This is a genomic window from Mycoplasma hafezii (assembly GCF_049942695.1).
In the GTDB taxonomy this organism is placed as follows: domain Bacteria; phylum Bacillota_I; class Bacilli_A; order Mycoplasmatales; family Metamycoplasmataceae; genus Mycoplasmopsis; species Mycoplasmopsis hafezii.
Window position 1 is genome coordinate 264,581 of record NZ_CP187940.1, and the last position, 19,637, is coordinate 284,217.

Below are 19,637 nucleotides of genomic sequence, written 5' to 3' on the forward strand. Positions count from 1 at the left end.
ATATTTATATTAAATCATTTACAGTTTTAATATACATAAATTTTCTTGGAGAAATTTCTAAAAATTCACCAGCAAGAATTCTTTCAACAGAATCGATTGTTTCTTCGATTGTGACATAAACACCAGGTTCATGTGTAAAGTGTTCTGTAGTAAAGAAGTATTGTGAGAAGAAGTTTTGAAGTTGTAATGTCTTTTTAACGATGATTTTTGATTCATCATCAAGTTCATCGATACCAAGAATTAAAATAACATCTTCAAGTTCTTTATATCTTTGAAGCACTTTCTTAACTTCCATAATTGCATTGTAATGTCTTTCACCAATGATTTTTGGATCAACACTACTTGCTACAGATTCAAGTGGATCAAAAGCTGGATAAATGTTTTTAGCAGCTACATCACGTGAAAGCACTAATGAACCATTTAAGTGACTAAATACCGCAACAGCAGAAGGGTCAGTTAAGTCATCCATTGGTAAGAAAACAGTTTGGAAACTAGTAATAGCTCCGTTTTCATTTGAGAATAATCTGTTTTCAACTTGTGAAATATCTGTGTTTAAAGTTGCTTGGTATCCACCAAAAGAAGTTTTCTTATCAAGTGAAGCTGAAGTTTCACTTCCTGCTTGTAAGAATCTGAAAATGTTATCGATGAATAATAAAACATTTTCCTTGTTAGTATCACGGTAGTATTCAGCAGCTGTAATACCAACTGGCACGATACTCATTCTCGCTCCAGCACTTTCGTTCATTTGAGCGATATACATTACTGAATCTTTCATTAAATTTGATTTAGATAAATCGTGGTAAAGTTCAACTCCTTCACGTGAACGTTCACCAGCACCAATGAAAATTGATGATGTACGTTTTTGGTTTTTTGAAAGGTTGAAAATCATTTCTTTCATTAAAACTGTTTTTCCAACTCCAGCTCCACCAAAGATACCGATTTTAGCACCTTTTAAGATTGGAATGAAAAAGTCGATTGCTTTAATTCCTGTTTCAAGAATTTCTGGTTCAAATTTATAATCTTGGTTTGTAATGATTGTTGAATCCATTTCAACAGTTTCAAAGCTTTCACCTTCGTGATTTAATGAACTTCCAAGTACGTTAAAAATATTACCTTTAGCAGCATTTCCAACTGGAACCATAAATGAATGGTTTGTAGCAATAATTTCATCGTTAATTGCAAGTTCAACTTCACTTTTAATAATGATGGCCAATAAGGTGTTTTCATTAACGATCTTTTTAACTAATAAGTAAGCTGTTTCATCTTTGTTTTTAAGAACTTCGTTAATTTTTGGTAAGTGTTCTTCGAATTTAATTTCAATAACGTCAGTTCAAACTTTAGTAATTTTTCCAACCATTATTTAGCCTCCATTACTTGTTGAGAAATTTGTGTCATTTCAGCTTTGTTGAATGGCACAAATTCACCTTCTAATTTAATTTTTCAATCAAGATTATTTAATTTAGCAAACTCTTGTAAAGCGAATGCAAAGAAGTTTTTAGCAAGTTCTTCATCTTTTAAATTGCTATTTAAAATGTTTTCAAAAGTTTGATGTGCAATTTCGTTTTTGTGAATAAATAAGTCGATGAATTTCATTGCAAGAGCAATATCAGTTACTCCATTTAAAATACCTCAACTAGTGATTTTTGATGTAAGTACCATTGCTTTTTCAGTGTATGCTGAAACACCTTTTTGAATAAACATTTTTTCAATCATTGCACCATTGTTGATTAATGCATTTGTTTCTGCGTTTAAATCGTATTTTAAAGCAGCAAGTTTAATTTGTCTTTTGTATGTTTTGTAAATTTTAGCTACTTCAGAAGCTACTTTAGCAATATATGGTTTTTGTACGTTTCCACCAATACGGCTAACTGAAAGTTCAACATCAATAGCTGGAATTTTACCACTAGCAAATAGTTCGCTGTTTGTAACGATTTGTCCATCAGTAATTGAAATAACGTTTGATGCAACTAATGATGTAATGTCGTTTTCAACTGTTTGAATAATTGGTAAAGCTGTAATGCTTTTTCTGTTTTTAAATTTTCCACTTCTTTCAAGTAATCTTGAGTGTGTATAGAACATATCACCAGGGAAAGCTTCTTTACCAACTGGTTTGTTGATTAATAATGCAAGCTCACGAACAACGTTAGCGTGGTTAGTTAAGTTATCAAACACGATTAATACATCATCTTCCATTGAAATGTTTTCTGCGTGAGCCATTGCAATGTATGGTGCTAAATATTGATCATATGGGTTACTTGAAGATGCATCAATAATGAATGTGTAATCTAAAGCACCGTTTTCTTTAAGTAAGTTGTATGCAGCTGCAATTTGAGTTTGTTGTTGTCCGATTGCTACATAGATACATTTAACATTTTTACCTTTTTGGTTAATGATTGTATTTAAAGCAATGTGAGTTTTACCTGTTTTACGGTCACCAATAATTAATTCACGTTGTCCTTTTCCAATTGGAATTAAAAGGTCAATTAAAATATATCCAGTATTAAGTTGTTCTGTTAATGGTTCATAATCAAGTAAAGTATTTTTTGAGTTAAAAATACTGTGTTCTGATTTGTAGAAGTTATTAAATGGTTCGTTTGCACCAAATAAAATTTCATTATTAATGTTTAAAATTTTTCCGTAAATGTTGTTAGGAGTTTTAACTGTTGATGTTTCAGCTAATGGTGTTACTTCCATTCCTGTACGGATGTTTTCAAGGTTTTTATCTGCTAAGCAGTAAGCTTTATTCTTAGTAGCTGAAATAACCATTAATTTGGTGTTTGTTTCAGGTACTAAGAAGCTTTGGTTCTGTGCATAATTTGCTTGACCACTAATTTCAATTACGTAGTCAAAAATAGCACTAATTTTTGGGTTTTTCATTATCATCCTCCTATTCCTAATCCGATTAATACTACAGAGATTAAGAAAATCGTAATCGAAATTACTGCTAATAATATAATTTGAGTTTTGTTCATTCCTTGTTTATTTTGTTTTTTAAGTCGATTAATTGATCCGATAATCAAACTAAATAAAGCACTAAAAGCTAAAAGAATACTTCCGATAGTAATTAGAATAGTTTTCTTTTTCGTTGGAATGGAAATTGCTTGTAAGTTTTCTAAATTCTTATAAGCTTCTTGGAAATTTTTGACTTTTTGTGATTCGTTTTTATTATCTAAAACTTCATTAATTGATAAATAACTTAAGTTGTTTAAAATAAATTGAATTTGACTAATAATATTTGTGTAATGACTGAATTTTGCATTAATATCGAAGTTAGTACTATTTAAAAGTCCTTTAGCAAGAATTAAATCATTTTTAAGTGTTTTAAATCCGTTTTGGTAAATGCTAGTAGCATATCCGAATTTATTAAAGTTGTTTTTAATAACTACTTCACGTTGATTATTACTTGTTTCGGTTTGGAACTTAAACACTAAATCAAAGTAAGTTTGAATTAAGTAATCAAAGTAGTTATATGTAATAGTTCCAATTTTTAAGTCGATTCTTTCTAAAGAACCTAAAAATAGGTTTAATAGTTTTTTACCATAAACACTATTTGGACTAATTTGTAAACTATCGATTTGATCAGCATAATCGCTAACTAAAGCGTTTTCACGTTCGATAAATTCAGGTAGTGATAAGGTTTTAACAGCTTCTACTACTAAGTTGAAAGTAGCGACTGATAAAGAATTATTATTTAATTTTTTAAGATTAATTTGTTCACCGATTCCTAAAGCTGAGTAAAGCTTAGTAAATGTTTTTCTTAATAATAAGTAAGCAGCTTCTTTGCTACGTGTAATGTTTTTTGAATCTAGTTTGGTAATCACTGTTGAATATTCACGTGTGTGAGTTAAATTAACTTGATCAGCAATTTCAACTATCGCTTTAATGTTTTCACCATCTTTTTCTAGTTTTTTAATTGCATATTGATATCTAGTTAAAACTGGGTTATTAAAGAAAAACTTTTGGTTAAAGGCTTTTGCGTTTGATTCGAGTTCTTTAACATATGAATCGTAGTTAGCAACACTAAAAGTATCAAAGTATTCATATTTAACAAACGGTGTTAAATTAGGAACGTTTTGAATTTCACGTTCAATGTCAAATGAATCAGTAGCTGGTTCATTTTGAATGAGTGGTGGAATTGGATCATCTTCTTCTTGTTGTTCTGAGTTAGAGTTTTTCACTAAATCAAAAGTAGCAAAACGTTTGAAGATGTGTTTTTTAATGTAATCATTTCAGTCAGTATAACCTTCAGGAACTGAAATTTCTAATCCTGTGTGAGTTTCATTAAAACTTAAATTTGTCAGTGAAACTTGAGCAGCGTCTTTTTCGTTAGTAATTCTAAGCTGTGGAATATCTACTGGGTTAGTAAAGATATCTTCAAACTGAGCACCAAGATCACTAAAGTAGCTTTCAGTTTTATTTTTAACTGTTTCAGCTGTTTCGCTATTTACAATTGTGCTATAGCTTTGAGATTTTATAAAATCAGGATTATCATAGTTTGATGAGCTTCCGACTTTAATGTTGTTAAAAGTATCGCCATTAAAAGTGATATTTAAAATATTTAAGCTTTTATATTGTGAAATAATGTGTGGAAACTCAATTTCAAGTCCGAATTTTTTTGGATCTTTGAGAATTTCATCTTTATTACTTTCAAGGTAATCAGCGATTTTTTGTAAATAAACTGCATCAACTAACTCTTGACGATCGTTAGGATTATCTTTGTTTGAAAAACTTAGTAGTTGACCAGCTTTTTCACGTAGTTCATCGATTTTTTTAGTGAGTAAGTCACTTAAACTAGTTTTAATTAAATTATCAACTATATCTTTAAATCCGTCGAATTCTTTACTTACGGTATTACTATTTTCATTTGCACTTAGAGCTATTAAAGGTAGCGGTGCAGCTGCTAATAAATAAAGTTTTTTAGATTTTTTAAAGTTCATCTTGCTCCTCTAATGAAAAGTTAGTAATAGCTTGTAAGTCGTATAGTTGGTCTTGTAATTTGTATTTTTTAATTAAATCTAAGCTGTTTAAATTTAATTCATAATAAGCGTCTAAAAGCTTAATTTTTGATTTAAGTTCAGCCAATTCTTTTTCTTGTTCTTGTAATTTAAGTTTTGGATTTTGAACAAAAACACGAATTTTACCGATATAACGAATTTCGACTTCATCGTTAATATTAGTCATAAATGCGTTATTTAAAATTAAATATTTAACTTCATTATTTAAGTTGGTAAATCTTAATAATAAATGTCTATAACTAGCAACTGAGTTATTGTGAAAAGCAATTCATGCATCTTTTAAGTCAGTATTAATTTCAAGTTTTTTAATTTCAACTGTTGAAATATCAAAGTGTTGAGATGTTAATTTTAATGTCATATCTACTCGCTATGTAATAAATCTTTCTTTTTACTTAAAAGTTGCATTTGTTCAACTTCATCTTCACGTTTGCTCCGAAGCATTTGAAGTTTAAGTTGTTTTTGTTTCTTTTCTAAGTCGTTAATTTGTTGGTTTTGAGCTACTAGTTTATATTTGTGATAAATTAAAGCTGATTCACTAAGCAGTGTATAAGTCATATAAGTTAAGTAAGTGTTAATTTCTGATTCAACAAAACTATTTAAATCAGGGAAAACATTAAGTTTTTTAATATTGATTTGTTCTTCAAGTTTGTAATGTTGTACGTTAAGGTTGAAATTAAGTTTTTCAAGTGGAAGAACATTAAGGTACATATTTTTAACTTTAGATGAGTTAATAATGTAATAAAGATTAGCAAAACCATTTTGGTTAATGTCTTTTTGAATAATTAATGGTAGTAAGCTACTTAAATATTCAACATCATTGTTTTCGGTACAAAAAAGAATTTTAAACTGGTTAGCAACCGCAAAATCAATTGCACGTTTTCCAATTGCAATGATGACATCTTGTTTTTTGTATTCTTGTAATAAATTGTTTTCAAATTTTGCGTATGAGTTAGTTGAATATTGCTCTTCTTCAGTTACATAAACTCAAATAGTTCGATTTGGTTTATTTTTATTTTGTTTGGTTTCAAATAAATTAATTTGACTAGGTTTTAAAAATTGTGAATCAAGGTTTTTTTCTTTGGCTAAGGTTAAAATAATATCTTTTGAAAAAACTGCTCTTTCGTAGTAGAAACTAATTTGTTTTGATAGCTTTAAGATATTAATTAAAGTAATGTTTTTATTTGATTCAACGATTTTAATAATCTTTTCAAATGATTCGTATTTACTTTTTATTTTCCGAATGTGCATTTTGGATTAACTCTTGACTAAATAAAATTGTGTATTTATTTGAAACTGAATCAAAACTAATAATAATTCCGTCAAAAAGCTCAACAGCTTTTTGTTCTTCTTTTAAAAGTTTAAATAATAAATTATTAAAAGCATTTAATAACTTAGCTTCTGCTTCGTTATTTGAATTATTAAAGCTTAAGCTTAATAATTTTGCATTTGGTTCTTTTACTAAGTCTGGAACTAATTCTTCAAGACTAAAACGTGGATCACGTGTAAAGGTTAATACAAAATCATCAAAAATTAATTCATTACGTTGAGCTAAATATTCTTCAGCTTTATTTTTAAGAGTTACTCAATTTGTATCTTTTTGACGCAAATTATTAACTAATAAAAACTGATTAATAAATGCTTGATGCTCAAGGAAATTTTGAGCAGTACGAGCATTTTCATAATTTGCAAAAACCATTTGTTGATATTCGTTTAACTGATTAGGGGTATCTTGTTTTTTAGTTTTCTTTCATAATTTGCTCATTTTGAGACTCCTTCTTTTGATGATTTTTAATAATGATAATTGCACGAATTCATTTTCCAATTTGTCAAATTAACGGAATTAAGGCAATTAATAACATTGCTGTAACTAAAACTTCATTAATACTAAATAACACGAAAATAGATGAAAACACTGGGTTGTTTGAAGTAATCATCATTAAGTTAATTACTTCAAAAAGAGCCACGAAGTTAAGCAAGATTAATTTTCAGTTTCAGCAAATAATGTATTTAGTAAGCTGTAATTTTGTTTGTAATCTGAAAATCACATATAAAACAATTGCACTAATTACAAGTAATAATGTATTCAAGTAATTATTAATGTAATCAAAATTAAAGATATAGTAAATCAAGCTACTAATTGCTAAGAATGCAAAGAATAAGTAGAAGTTAAGTTTAATTAATACTTTTGCAAATTGTTTTTTAATAATTAAATAGTTAGTTAATAAGTATCCAAGGATCACTACTAAGTAGATTACTCCAAAGATAATTACACCGTAGTAATTAAAACTACTATTAAATAATGTGTTAGTACTAAAGCTTAAGTTTTTAAGGTTAATTAGTAAGAATACTAACATTGTAAATAAACTTATAATTGCAAATGGTAAAGTGTTTTTTACAAAGTTTTTAAAACTGTATTTACTTGTTTTCTTAGCAACGTATGGATAAAACTTAAATCCAAAAGTAATTGTTAAGTAAACCACTAAAACAATGATTGTAATTCATGATTTATTATTCATTGTGTTAAATCATGAATCTAAAATTTGGTAATTGTTATTTTTCTCACCGTTAAAGATTAAATCAATATCAGTTACGTTTTTAATAGTTACATATGTTATTAAAGTAAATGCAACTACAAAGATTAATAATAATGTTTGTGCGATAAAACTACTTGAGTAAAGTAATTTGTATGATGCGTAATTTTTAACTTGCTTTGCAACAAAGAATAAGTTAAAAATTCATTTAACTAATAACACACCAATAAAAATTAAAAATGGATAAATGAGTGTTACTGCGTTAGTTGTAATATTAATTTTTATTAAGTTTAAATAAACTAAAGCACCAAGAGAAATTATTGTGTATAAAGCAATAAAAATAACAGTTGGCATTTTTTTAATATTTAATAATAAAGTCTGATAGCTAAAATAACAACCTAGGACAAAGCTGCTAAACAGCAAAATAAAGTTTGTTAAAATAGCGAAATTTCTTGCTTTTAAAACTTGATTTGTAAAATCAAATAAGCGTTCAAATCCTAAGTATTTTTCAGTAGAATCTGGAGTGATTGTTTGACTACCGATGTACTGTGAAAGATTTAGGAAGGTAAATAATGAAATTGCTGCAAAAAGAATTAAAATTCCAGCTTTTGGAACTTGAATTCCTTTGAAATTTATTTTTTTAATCAAAGTCAAATCCTCCATTATCTTGAGATTCACCAACTACAATTTTTAAATTGCTTGTATCAGCACTTGTTCAAGCTGGTGATTGTTTAAGGATCTTAAGCACGTTTTCATCATCAACAATGATTGTTCTTACTTCATTGTTGTTGATAATACCAGTTAAGAATCCTTGCAATTCACGAGTTCATCTACCTGAGAAGTCTTTGTAACTTCCTTTAAAATGAACTTTTGTGGTACGTGAGTCACCGAATAATATCATTGGTTTATCACTTGTACCTCAGTTAGCTAAAATAACATTAAATTGACTACCACCTAAATCCTTAATATCAAAGTCAAATGTTGTACCACTTGAAGGTAATTTAATTGTTTTGAATAAGTAGCTTCCTAAATTAATACCTTTTAATGATTTAATATCAGTTAATGATAAGTCGATTTTCATTGGGTAACCTTCATCACCGTGTTGACCATTAAATACTTTTCAGTCTTTGTGAGTGTGAAGTACAAGTTCAATACCTTCTTTAATATCATCAAAAGTACTTCCACGGTCTGGACGAATAATATTGAAGTTAACTGGTCCAGTTTGAACTTCGTAGCTACCAGCAGCTCCTCAACCACGAGTTGCGTTGTAATCAAACGCTACATAATCAGTATTTGAAAAGGCGATTGGGTCAATACCTCAACCATAATTGTAAGTTGCGAGGTTTTCACCTAAGTTATCATCAATGTTGTTAATTGTTGTAAGGATTTCAGCTTGTTTTAAGTGTAAACGTTTAAGAGCTGAAATTCCATACATTTTTTCAGTATCGTATACTAAAGTAATTTTGTTAATTGAGCTTGGCAATGAATCTAAAATACCACTAATATCTTGTTCTTTGTTTGTTAGACCGATGTTATTAATAAATAACCCTGTAATATCTGAATTTTGGTACAACAAGTTAATAATGTTGTTAATTCCCACGGAGTTAGAAGCATCTAAGAATGCCATTTTTTGGTTACCTTGTTTTTGACCTAAATTATTGTTTGCATCTGGAACGTAGTCATAAACTTGAATTCCACCACCTGTAATAAATTTTTTACCTGATGAATCTGGAAATTCACTTGCAGTTCCAATTGTTCCGCTATATTGACTTGAAATATTTGATTTAGTTCAACCAACATAGTCACCATTAAGCATTTGAGCTCCGTTACGATCATATTCATAATCACCAACAGCAAACGCTCTATTTTCATTAGCAATAATATTTGAAACTAATGTAGGGTTTTGATATTTATCTTGGTATCCAAAGTTAAATGAAATTGAACCGCCACTTACACTTACACTAAGTACTCTACCTGCTTGGAATTCACGTTCAGCAATTTCAGCTGCTGCTGCAAATTGTTTTTCAAGTGTTTGACGTTTTTGTTCTTTAGTTTGTTCGACATCATAAATTACAGAAACACCAACATCTTTTCATGTTCCATCAGTATTAAAGTAGTTTGCAAAACTTTGTAAGTACGCATCATTATCATTTGCATTACCAACAATTCCTTTAATATCATCTAAAGTGATATCAGCACCTGTTTGTAATTTATTTAATGCTGTTCTGATTTTTTGTAATCTTTCTCTTTCTTCTTGTAGTTTTGCACCACTTAAAGAAGGGTTGGTAATTTTTGGTAATGTTGAAGGTTTGTAGTATGTTCTACTTGTATTTTCAAGTCCACCACCAGCTGCAACTATTTTAGAAATGTCAACACCATCAATTGCTCCTTCTGTGTGATCAGATGGATTTGGTTCTGGTACTGGTGCTGGAGCAGGTTCAGGTTCAGGTTCAGGAATAGGCTCAGGTTCTGGTGTAGGATCTGGAGCAGGAGTTGGCTCAGGTTCAGGTTGAACTTTTTTCACAACATCAAACACATTGCTATTTCCGTATTGAATATTAGTATCTTGATTATTAACTAATTCATATCCAGAAGGAATTAATGAATTAAGGTCAATTTTTTCATTTTCACCTGTTTCAACAATAATACGTTTAATAACTTCTTTATTATCCTTAAGTTCAAAAATGATTGTAGTTTCGGTTTTTACTTTAATTTTTTGAATTGGAATAATATTAGTTTCATTTAATTTTAAACTTTGCATATTGAAACTTGGAACAAGCTCGTATCCTTTAGGTACGTTTTGCTCAATTTGGGCTTTAGTAATGTTTTGATCACCAATAGTTTTAATTACTGTTTCAAATACTTTTTGATTATCTGCTTGATAAATTAAGGTTGTTAATTTTTCGACCACACTTTTTTCAATGTAGAAAGTGTAAGTTTCACCTGGATTAACATTTGAAATAGGTTGTGGTTGTTTATTCTCAGGTGCAAAAGTATAACCGCTTGGAATGTAATCATATGGATTGATTTGTTCTTCTCCAAATGTGGTAATTTCTTTTTCTAAAATTACAGTATCACTATTTAATAATTTAAATTCGAAAGTTGTGTGATATTCTTTTTTAATTAATTCAACTTCGATTTTATTAAGTTCACCTAATTTTACTTGAACATCTTTATTAACTAGTTGATATCCTTTTGGAATGTATTTTTGCACATCTAACTTATCATTTTCTGTTAACTCAAAAATAAGCGGTTCACCAACTTGTTGACCATTATCCACGAATTGCAAAGTTGTTTTTAAGATCTTTATAATCGGTTTAATGTAAATAATGTTTGTTTTACCAGCTTGGATAACAATAGCTTGATTTTTATGATAAGCTTGATCGATTTCATATCCTTCTGGTATTTCTTTTGTAATATCAAATTCAACTTCTTTATTATTAGGTGTCATATATTCTTTTGAAGCTATGACTTTGTTATCATAAACAAACTGAACAATGGTTTTTACTTCAGTTTCTTTTAGATTGTCATCCGAAAATGAGTTATTTTCTGGTTTTATAATAATATGAACTTGGTTTGTTAATTTTGGTATGGTATTTCTGTGATCTAGTTTTGAGTTTCTTTCTAAGTCGCTTTTTTGTCTAGAAAAATAAACTGTAGCACTAATCCCAGAAATAGCTACCACAGAAGCTCCTAAAAGTAAGGAAGCTTTAATTAATTTCTTTTTTCTTGCTTTTATCATAATGTTCTCTCAAAATTTAAAAAGTTTATTTTTTAATAGTATAAATTATAAAATAAATGTTTTTCAAAAAAAAAAAAAACGCATAGTATGAAAAAAACATATTTGATTTTAATACATAAATTAAAAAAAGTAGTGCAAAATGCACTACTGTACTAGTTTTGAGTTTCTTTTTCTTTTAATTGAATAAATAATTCATCTAATTGAGTTTGATCTACTCCACCTGGAGCTTCTGTTAACATATCATCTGATTTTGAATTTTTAGGGAATGCAATAACATCTCTAATAGTTTTGTGATTTGCTAAAATCATTACAAGACGGTCGATTCCTAAACCAATTCCACAGTGTGGAGGTACTCCGTATTCGAATGCTTTTAAGAAGAAACCAAATTTATTTTGTTGAGTTTTTTCATCCATTCCAATCATTTCGAACATTTTCTTTTGCATTTGTTCGTCGAAGATTCTAGCTGATCCACTACCTAGTTCAAATCCATTTAATACTAAGTCGTAACTTTTTGCACGAATTTGTTCTTTAGGTAATGTATCTAATTCTTCTAATGTATTATCAAATTGAGTAAATGGGTGGTGTGCAGCTGCTCAAGTGTTTGTTTCTTCATCATATTCAAACATTGGTCAGTCAATAATTCATGAAAAGTTATATTCATCTTTAGCTCAGTTGTATCAAGAGTTAAGTTCGACTCTAAGTGCTCCTAAAGCTTGAGATGCATTTTCGAATTTATCAGCACAAATTAAATATGTACCATTTGGATTGTTTTGAGCTTTAATTAAGTTGTTTGCTGCTTCAGAAACTTTGTTTGCAAAGTTTGTTGCAACAATTTCACCATTTTCTACACTCATAAAGAATAATGCTTTAACTTTGTTTTTCTTAGCGATTTCTTCAAGTGTTTTAAATTCTTTTTTAGTAATTGCTTCATCAATTTTTAATAATCTTTTTGAAGGTGCATCTTTAATGATGTTAAATTCAGTGTCATTACAAAATTCTGGAATATCTACAATTTTATTTCCGTATCTTAAGTCTGGTTTGTCTGAACCATAATCTCTAATACAGTCATCAAATCTTAAACGTTGGAATGGAATTTGAACTTCGACATTCATTACTTTTTTCATAAAGTATTGGAACATTTTTTCGATGTATGATTGGAAGTGTTCAACATCCATAAAACTTACTTCCATATCAAGTTGAGTAAATTCAGGTTGTCTGTCTTTACGTGAGTCTTCATCTCTGAAGCAACGTGCAAATTGATAATATTTTTCAAATCCAGCAATCATTAATAATTGTTTAAATAATTGTGGACTTTGAGGTAATGCGTAAAAACTATTGTAGTTACGTGTTGGAACTAAAAAGTCTCTAGCACCTTCTGGTGTAGCTTTACTTAAAATAGGAGTTTCAAGTTCAGTAAACCCTTCGTTTTGTAAATATTCACGAACTGCAAAAATTAAATCATTTCTAAGTTTTAAAGTTTTTTGCATTACTGGTCTACGTAAGTCAAGGAATTTGTGTTTTAATCTAAGTTCTTCTTTAACTTCAATATCATCTCTAATTTGGAATGGTAATTCTTTTGATGTAGAAAGCACTTTAAAATCTTTAACTACAACTTCAATTTGTCCTGTAGGTAAATCATTATTTGGATCTTTACGAGCAACCACTGTACCTGTTACTTCTAATACACTTTCTTTTGAAAAGTGAATTGGTTGGTTGAAAACTAATTGTGTAATTCCGAATTTATCACGTAAATCAACAAAGTTTAATTCACCAAATTTACGTTTGTTAGCAACCCAACCATAAAGAGTTACTTCTTTGTTTACATCAGTTAAACGTAACTGATTGTTATTAATTGTCTTATTCATCTTCGAATACTCCTTCGATTAATTCTTCGATTTGATCTGCATCAATATCATCAACTTCTTTATCTGCTATAAATCTAACTACATCAATTACACCTTGATCTGTTTTAGGGAATGTAATTTTGTCTCCTGAAGGTAGGTGTTTTGCAACTAATAAGTTTTTGCTTTCTAAATTTTTATCATCACAAATTAGAATTTCTGCATTAACTTTTCGTGCTTTATCAAAAATTTTCTTACTTTTTACTAATGTATATTCTGTTTTAACTTTACTGAAAATAACTCTTAAAAAGTTATTAGCAATAGAGTTTAAATATTCTAAGTTGCTTTCGCTTTCGCTAGCAGCTAAATAAATTGTATAACTATCAACAATTTCACTAATGTGGTTTTCTTTGATGAATTTTTCACCGATGATTGAAATTAATCTATCAACACCAAACCCAAAACCAACACTTGAAAGTTCTGGCCCATCTAATTCTTTAATTAAGTTTGAGTATCTACCACCACCAATTAAAGTTGATTGGCTTCCTGTATTTGAATCAGTTGAGACAAATTCAAACACAAACTCATCGTAGTAATCAAGTCCTCTAACAAGTTCATGAGATATTTCAAAATCAATATCTCAGTCTTTTAGAACATTTGTTAATTTTTCAAAATACTCTTTAGAATCATTTGAAAGATAGTCTTTAATTTTAGGAGCATTTTTAACGCATTCTAATTTTGCATCAACTTTATCATCTAAAATTCTTAAAACTCCACCTTTTTCAAGTCTCATTTGTGAATCTTTAGATAATTGATCTTTGAATGGTTCAAAATATTTTTTTAATGCAATTTCGTAATATTTTCTACTTTCTTTATCACCAATTGTGTTGATTTTTAATTTTGTATCAACATCAAGATGATTAAGTAAAATTTGAGCCATTAAAACTACTTCAGCATCTTTAAGATAATTTTTTTCACCAACAAATTCAACACCAGCTTGGTAGAATTGTCTGTAACGACCTTTTTGTGGTTGTTCATAACGGAACATTGGACCAAAATATGCGAATTTGTCTCAAGAAGTTCCGTATCATTTGTTTTCAATTAATGCACGAACAAAGCTTGCAGTTCCTTCTGGCCGTAAGCAGATATCTCTATCTCCTTTATCTTTAAATTCATACATTTCTTTATTTACAATATCACTATCATCACCAACACTTCTTTTAAATAAAGAGCTTGATTCAAAAATAGGTGTTTCAATCATTAAAAATCCAAATTTATTCACAGTTTCTTCAAATACTGTTTGGATGTATTTTTTTACTTCGTAATCAACAGGGTTATAGTCTTTTGTACCCTTTATTTTATTAATCATAAATACTCCTAGTCTTTTAAATAAAATATATTATATATTGTAAATTATTTTATTTTTTTAAAACTGTTTTTGTGGTTTTTTAAGTATAAAAACAAGGTCAGCTTAACTAACCTTGCAAAAAAAGATTATTCTTTAACTTTAATCCAGTTAAAAACAACAGTAATTGCTAAGAAAATCATTCCTAATGACATAAACACAACAGCACATGTGTTGTATTCAGCTTTATTAAAGATAGCAAGTATAACAATTCCATATATTATATCTATAATAGATCAAATAGAGTAGGTCAATTTAGCTCATAATTTTTGATCTACTTTTCAAATGTAAAAAACAATTAATAAAACGCTAGCTGTAGCAAATCCGTATGTTCAAAAACTAGTGAATGAACTTATTGTATTCTTGATATCGAATGTTCATAATGATACTTGTTCTGTTCATATTACATTGTTTGGACCTGAACCAAGAATTTCATTAGTGATTTTACAGAATAAACCGAATATTATAAAGAAGCATAAAAATATAACCAAAAATGCAGAATGCATTAATTTTTTATTTTTGATCATCTTTAATATCCACAAAAGCAACCGAACCAAAAGTTGCATCAATTAAATATGCGTGATTATAACCGGCTCATCCGTAATGACTAATGTAATAATTGTCTGTATAACCATAAATAACTACACCGTGTAAACATCCAGCACCATAATTTCCATCCAACTCTTCATCTGATCTAGGTGGTTCTTTATAGAAATTACCAAAACCTAGTGCAGGTCTACCTCTGTCGATTTCACCTCAAAGATAAGTTTTTAACAAGTAATATCTTGTATAAAATTCTTTGTTTGTATTATCTTTTAAGTATTTAGATAATATATATCTTTGAGGTGCAGCTCAAGAATCTTTTCCATAGCCCATAGATCTACCGATTTTTAATAATTCGTCTTGTAATGTGTATCCTTGGGTTTTAAGAGTTCCATCAGAGTCTAAGAATTTGTCAGGGATAATACCACCAACCCTTTTATGTCAATAATATAATAAAATTGTTGATGCTGTATAACAACAAACACCATCTCTATTTTCAGGGAATTTATCTAGATTTTTTATTATTTCATAATCTTTAATGTAATACTTGTTTCCTACCTTTACTAAGTTGGGACTTGTATTACTAAATCTAGCTGATTTAGATTGGAATTTTGGTTTTCCATCTTCGTAATAGATTCTAATCTTAGATAATAGACTACTAAAGGTTGATGTTTGTTTTATAAGGCTATCTTTGTTAATTATGTCATTGCTGATTACGTGTTTATATGTTTCTTCATTTTCTTTAACATAATAACCCAAAAGACCAGAGTAAATTACTTGATTCTTGTTATTTATAACAACTTGAGCATCTGGAACTTTTTCGAGAAAAACTTTAGAAATAGGATCTAGTATGTACAATCCTTTTCCTTCTTCTTTTTGGATAAGTAATAGTTTTTCTCCACTAATTGTTTGAATTACTGTTAATTTAATTGAGGTCAAATTTAAATTTTCATCTTTATTTATCGTTTCTAATGAATATTTTTTGAGATTTTCAAATTCTAAGTCTTGATTTTGATCTTTATTTATATTCATCGATAAAGAACAAATAGGTACTGCAGATAAGGAAGCTGCACCTATGCTAAAAAATATTTTTTTAAGGCGTGCCATATTGTCCTCTTTTGTTGGGTATTTCTACCCATCTTAATTTTATCACTTTTATAAATACATATTATGAGTTGCTACAAATAATAAATAATTTTCACTAAATTAACTATAAATTGAAAAAAATATTCATTTTTATATTTAGATGATAAATTTATGAAAATTATATTAAGTCTTATTCTATTTAATATTAAAATTATTGAATAAGGAGTTTTTATGGATAATAAAAAGTCAATTTGAAGAAATTTATCAGTCTGAAGTTTTTGAGTTTTAACTATGGTTTCTCTTCTAGTGGTTGGTAACTCAATTTACGGACTAGTTGTTTTTAATGAAGGAACATTAGTGCAAGTTCCAAGAAACTTAGAAATTTATACTTACACAATGATTGCGCTTGAAGCTGCATCATTTGTTTTATGTCAATTAGTTGTTCATAAAATTGAACGTCAACAAAGATTTTTAAGAATTTTAAGCATTAGTTTTTGTTTTTGATTAGTAATGGTTTTAGCTTTAACAGTGGCTACTGCAGCCGACCCATCTAACCATGCAGATTACACAATGTATTTAGTTTTATTTGTAATTTTATTAATGCTTAGTTTAATTGGATTATGTTTTGCATCAGTTGGTTTAGCTTTTGCACTTTATACAATTTCGAAAGGAAACAAGAATGAGCCAGTCAAAAAATCATTCTCAAGTGAAAACTTTTAATAAAATAGTTGCTGCTGTAATTTTAATAGCTGCAATCATCTCTATGGTTTCTAATTTATTTTTATTATTAACAATTAACCGTTGAGATGCAATTGAAGATACTTTAAAATCATTTAACTTTGGGTTATACATTTTTGGTACAGTGTGTTTAGTGCTAGCATCTTTTGTATTATTAGTTAATATTTTTGGCTTCGAACAAACAAAAGTTAAACAAGAAAATAAATGATGATATTTTATATTTTTATTTTTAACAACACTATTATCAATAGTAGACTTATCATTCTTTAGTGTTGGTGTGTTAGAATATCAAACAGCATTATTAGCACTTTGTGGAATAACTGTATTATTATTACCAATGGTAATTTTTACAGCAGTTGCTGAACTAAGAGACTTAAGAGTTTCAACAATTTTCAATTTTAAGAACAAATAAACTGTAATTTTTATTCAAATTATTAAAAATTTTGTGAAAAAAAATTCAAAAAGCTCAAATTTGAGCTTTTTTCTTTACAAATATTTAAATCTTGTTTATAATACTTACATGAATCAAACAACAAACAAACAAGCGATTATTAAAAACTGAACCATGCGTTTTAATATTATTCGTATTAAAATGTGTTTTTAATATTGCTGTCTGTTTGAAATTACATAAACAGATAGTTAGAAATCTGTTTATGTAAATAGCTATAGAGGAGCTTTTAAAATAAGTAAATAAGGGAGTAGGCATACAAAGAACTTATTGAAAGGTTATAAAAGCCGAAGTGCTTAAAATGGCAATTTTAAGTGCTGGTAGGAAAACATAAAAGATTTCTACTCTTTGGTTATGAAACCATTGGTGCTATAGAATTACAAATGTTGATTATGTATTATTTCATTAAATAATCTTAATTTATCTTTGTAGTTGTATAGACTGCAAAGATTTTTTATTTTTTAGAGGCTAAAATGAAAGTTAAGCAGTACGAAAGATATATTGATGTTCCAAAAGAATATCGTTTCGATCTTGAAGCAATTTTAGAAGGTAAACCACTGCAGTGGTGAATTGATAAATTAACCTCAATTGTTAATCAGCGATTAGCGTTGCAAAAAATTAAATACGATAACATTGATAACTTTATAGATGACTTACTAGCAAAAGAGCAACAAACAATCGTTTATTATAAAATTGATGCTTATTTAAAAAATAAACTAGCAGTTGATTTAGTTAATTACGAGCTTAAAGCAGAATTAGAAAGCTTCCAAAATCTTTGAAAAGGTATGTTAGAAAAATTTGGTTCAGAAGATGCTGAATTTGAATTACATAAAGATAAAATAGCTGAATTTATGAAAGATAAACGACTGAAATTCTATCTTTATCAATATAAACGTCAAAAACTTAAAAACCAGCATTATTTAGGAAGAGAAATTGAAGAATATTTATTAAAAACTCAATTAGCTCAGCCTAACTATTTGGATTTATTTAAAACTTTAACTACAAGCGAACTCCATTTTGAGGATATTAAGTTTGCTAATGAGAAATTACCTTTAAATCATAATAATAAAATGCACTATTTTAAAAGTGATGATCTAAAAGTTAGAAAGCAAGCTTATTACAATTATTGAAATGGTTATTTAGAGCATAAAGAAACATTAACGAACTTTTTAAAAGCTCATTTTAAAAAGAAAATGATTGATGCTAAAACTAGAAATTTCAAATATCCAATTGAATGTTTTACCTATTTAGATGGTGTAACACAACCGATAATTGAAAAATTATTTCATAAAGTAAAACAAAATAGAGAAATTTTTAACAAATTTCAAGAAATTAACGAAGAACTTTATCAAACTAAGTTTAATCAGTCGAGAAAAGTTTATGATTTTAATTATGAGATAATAAACCAAAAATTTGACATCGATTTAGAAACAGCACAGCAAATTTGCTTAGCTGCATTAGAACCTTTAGGTGAACAATATCTCAAGAAAGTGAGCGAAGCTTTATATCAAAACTGGATTGATTATCTACCAGTCAAAAATAAAACACTTGGTGGTTATAGCGTTTTAAATTCATTCCAAATTAATAAAAAATATATATTAATGAATTTCAAAAATGAATTACGAACTACTGAAACATTAATTCATGAATTAGGTCATTCAATGCATTCATATTATGCTAGTTTAAATCAAGATTTATTTAATAGTGAATATCCGATTTTATTAGCAGAAGTTGCTTCAATCTTTAATGAGTTGTTACTTTATGATTATCTGTTTAGTAATGTTAAAAATATGGAACAAGAATTTTATTTAACAAATCGATTATTAAATAATTTTAGTTCAACTATTTTAAAACAAACTGAATGAGCTAATTACGAATACAACTTATATGAAGCGATGTGAAATAACCAAAAATTTGACTGTTTTACTGAATATCATAAAAATCACATTGAATATACTAAAGAAGTAGAATTTAATGAAATAGATAATGTTGGAGCTATTTATGTACCACATTATTATTATGATTTTTATATGTATAAGTATGCCTTAGGCCAAATTATTGCGCTATACATATTTAATGAATACAAAAAATATGGTCCAAATTATTTACAGACCTATATTAATGAATTTTTATCAAAAAGTGGAACAGATTTTCCACTAAATGTTTTAAAAAACATTGGTGTGGATTTGTTAGATGACAAACTCTATGACAATGCGTTTAATTATATTAATGAACTACAAAATAAATACACACACTTATCAAATAAGATTTTAAATAAGGGGTAAAAA

General features: G+C 28.1%; 15 protein-coding genes and 1 riboswitch. Of the genes, 3 read left to right on the forward strand and 12 right to left on the reverse strand.

The window, feature by feature from the left end:
* Nucleotides 1-4 precede the first annotated feature (4 nt).
* The 12 genes from ACPYPZ_RS00870 to ACPYPZ_RS00925 all read right to left on the reverse strand — a co-directional run bounded on the left by ACPYPZ_RS00870 (nt 5) and on the right by ACPYPZ_RS00925 (nt 16,109).
* Nucleotides 5-1,357, reverse strand: a complete 1,353-nt coding sequence (locus ACPYPZ_RS00870; RefSeq protein ID WP_426461449.1) for an MSC_0618 family F1-like ATPase beta subunit — start codon at nt 1,355-1,357, stop codon at nt 5-7.
* Nucleotides 1,357-2,877: an MSC_0619 family F1-like ATPase alpha subunit gene (locus ACPYPZ_RS00875; RefSeq protein WP_426461450.1), complete on the reverse strand. Its 1,521-nt coding sequence runs from the start codon at nt 2,875-2,877 to the stop codon at nt 1,357-1,359. Before ACPYPZ_RS00875 ends, ACPYPZ_RS00870 begins: the two co-directional genes overlap by 1 nt.
* Nucleotides 2,877-4,937 (reverse strand): MSC_0620 family F1-like ATPase-associated subunit, encoded by a 2,061-nt coding sequence (locus ACPYPZ_RS00880; protein ID WP_426461451.1) that lies wholly within the window; start codon nt 4,935-4,937, stop codon nt 2,877-2,879. The genes ACPYPZ_RS00875 and ACPYPZ_RS00880 overlap by 1 nt, the downstream gene beginning before the upstream one ends.
* The gene (locus ACPYPZ_RS00885; protein ID WP_426461452.1) at nt 4,927-5,373 is read right to left on the reverse strand and encodes an MSC_0621 family F1-like ATPase epsilon subunit; all 447 of its coding nucleotides are present in this window, start codon (nt 5,371-5,373) and stop codon (nt 4,927-4,929) included. The genes ACPYPZ_RS00880 and ACPYPZ_RS00885 overlap by 11 nt, the downstream gene beginning before the upstream one ends.
* Nucleotides 5,374-5,375: 2 nt before the next feature.
* Complete coding sequence (locus ACPYPZ_RS00890) at nt 5,376-6,263, reverse strand: MSC_0622 family F1-like ATPase gamma subunit (protein ID WP_426461453.1); 888 nt, start codon at nt 6,261-6,263, stop codon at nt 5,376-5,378.
* Nucleotides 6,238-6,777, reverse strand: coding sequence for an MSC_0623 family F1-like ATPase-associated protein (locus ACPYPZ_RS00895; RefSeq protein ID WP_426461454.1), 540 nt, complete (start codon nt 6,775-6,777; stop codon nt 6,238-6,240). The genes ACPYPZ_RS00890 and ACPYPZ_RS00895 overlap by 26 nt, the downstream gene beginning before the upstream one ends.
* On the reverse strand, nt 6,752-8,194 hold the full coding sequence (locus ACPYPZ_RS00900; protein ID WP_426461455.1) for an MSC_0624 family F1-like ATPase-associated membrane protein: 1,443 nt from the start codon (nt 8,192-8,194) through the stop codon (nt 6,752-6,754). The genes ACPYPZ_RS00895 and ACPYPZ_RS00900 overlap by 26 nt, the downstream gene beginning before the upstream one ends.
* Complete coding sequence (locus tag ACPYPZ_RS00905; protein WP_426461456.1) at nt 8,187-11,288, reverse strand: putative immunoglobulin-blocking virulence protein; 3,102 nt, start codon at nt 11,286-11,288, stop codon at nt 8,187-8,189. Before ACPYPZ_RS00905 ends, ACPYPZ_RS00900 begins: the two co-directional genes overlap by 8 nt.
* Before the next feature lie 152 nt (nt 11,289-11,440).
* A complete protein-coding gene (gene aspS / locus ACPYPZ_RS00910) occupies nt 11,441-13,153 on the reverse strand; it encodes an aspartate--tRNA ligase (RefSeq protein ID WP_426461457.1) in 1,713 nt (570 codons plus the stop codon).
* On the reverse strand, nt 13,146-14,498 hold the full coding sequence (gene hisS / locus ACPYPZ_RS00915; protein ID WP_426461458.1) for a histidine--tRNA ligase: 1,353 nt from the start codon (nt 14,496-14,498) through the stop codon (nt 13,146-13,148). The genes aspS and hisS overlap by 8 nt, the downstream gene beginning before the upstream one ends.
* A gap of 125 nt (nt 14,499-14,623) precedes the next feature.
* Nucleotides 14,624-15,061 (reverse strand): hypothetical protein, encoded by a 438-nt coding sequence (locus ACPYPZ_RS00920; RefSeq protein WP_426461459.1) that lies wholly within the window; start codon nt 15,059-15,061, stop codon nt 14,624-14,626.
* On the reverse strand, nt 15,048-16,109 hold the full coding sequence (locus ACPYPZ_RS00925; RefSeq protein WP_426461460.1) for a hypothetical protein: 1,062 nt from the start codon (nt 16,107-16,109) through the stop codon (nt 15,048-15,050). Before ACPYPZ_RS00925 ends, ACPYPZ_RS00920 begins: the two co-directional genes overlap by 14 nt.
* Nucleotides 16,110-16,394: 285 nt before the next feature.
* On the opposite strand from ACPYPZ_RS00925, the gene ACPYPZ_RS00930 reads away from it, so the two are divergent.
* The 3 genes from ACPYPZ_RS00930 (at nt 16,395) to ACPYPZ_RS00940 (ending at nt 19,634) form a co-directional block, all read left to right on the forward strand.
* Entirely contained in the window at nt 16,395-16,883 is a 489-nt protein-coding gene (locus ACPYPZ_RS00930; RefSeq protein ID WP_426461461.1) for a hypothetical protein, read from the forward strand.
* Nucleotides 16,843-17,313 (forward strand): hypothetical protein, encoded by a 471-nt coding sequence (locus tag ACPYPZ_RS00935; protein ID WP_426461462.1) that lies wholly within the window; start codon nt 16,843-16,845, stop codon nt 17,311-17,313. Before ACPYPZ_RS00930 ends, ACPYPZ_RS00935 begins: the two co-directional genes overlap by 41 nt.
* Before the next feature lie 246 nt (nt 17,314-17,559).
* Nucleotides 17,560-17,729, forward strand: a riboswitch (Lysine riboswitch).
* 93 nt (nt 17,730-17,822) lie between these two features.
* On the forward strand, nt 17,823-19,634 hold the full coding sequence (locus ACPYPZ_RS00940; RefSeq protein ID WP_426461463.1) for a M3 family metallopeptidase: 1,812 nt from the start codon (nt 17,823-17,825) through the stop codon (nt 19,632-19,634).
* Nucleotides 19,635-19,637 lie beyond the last annotated feature (3 nt).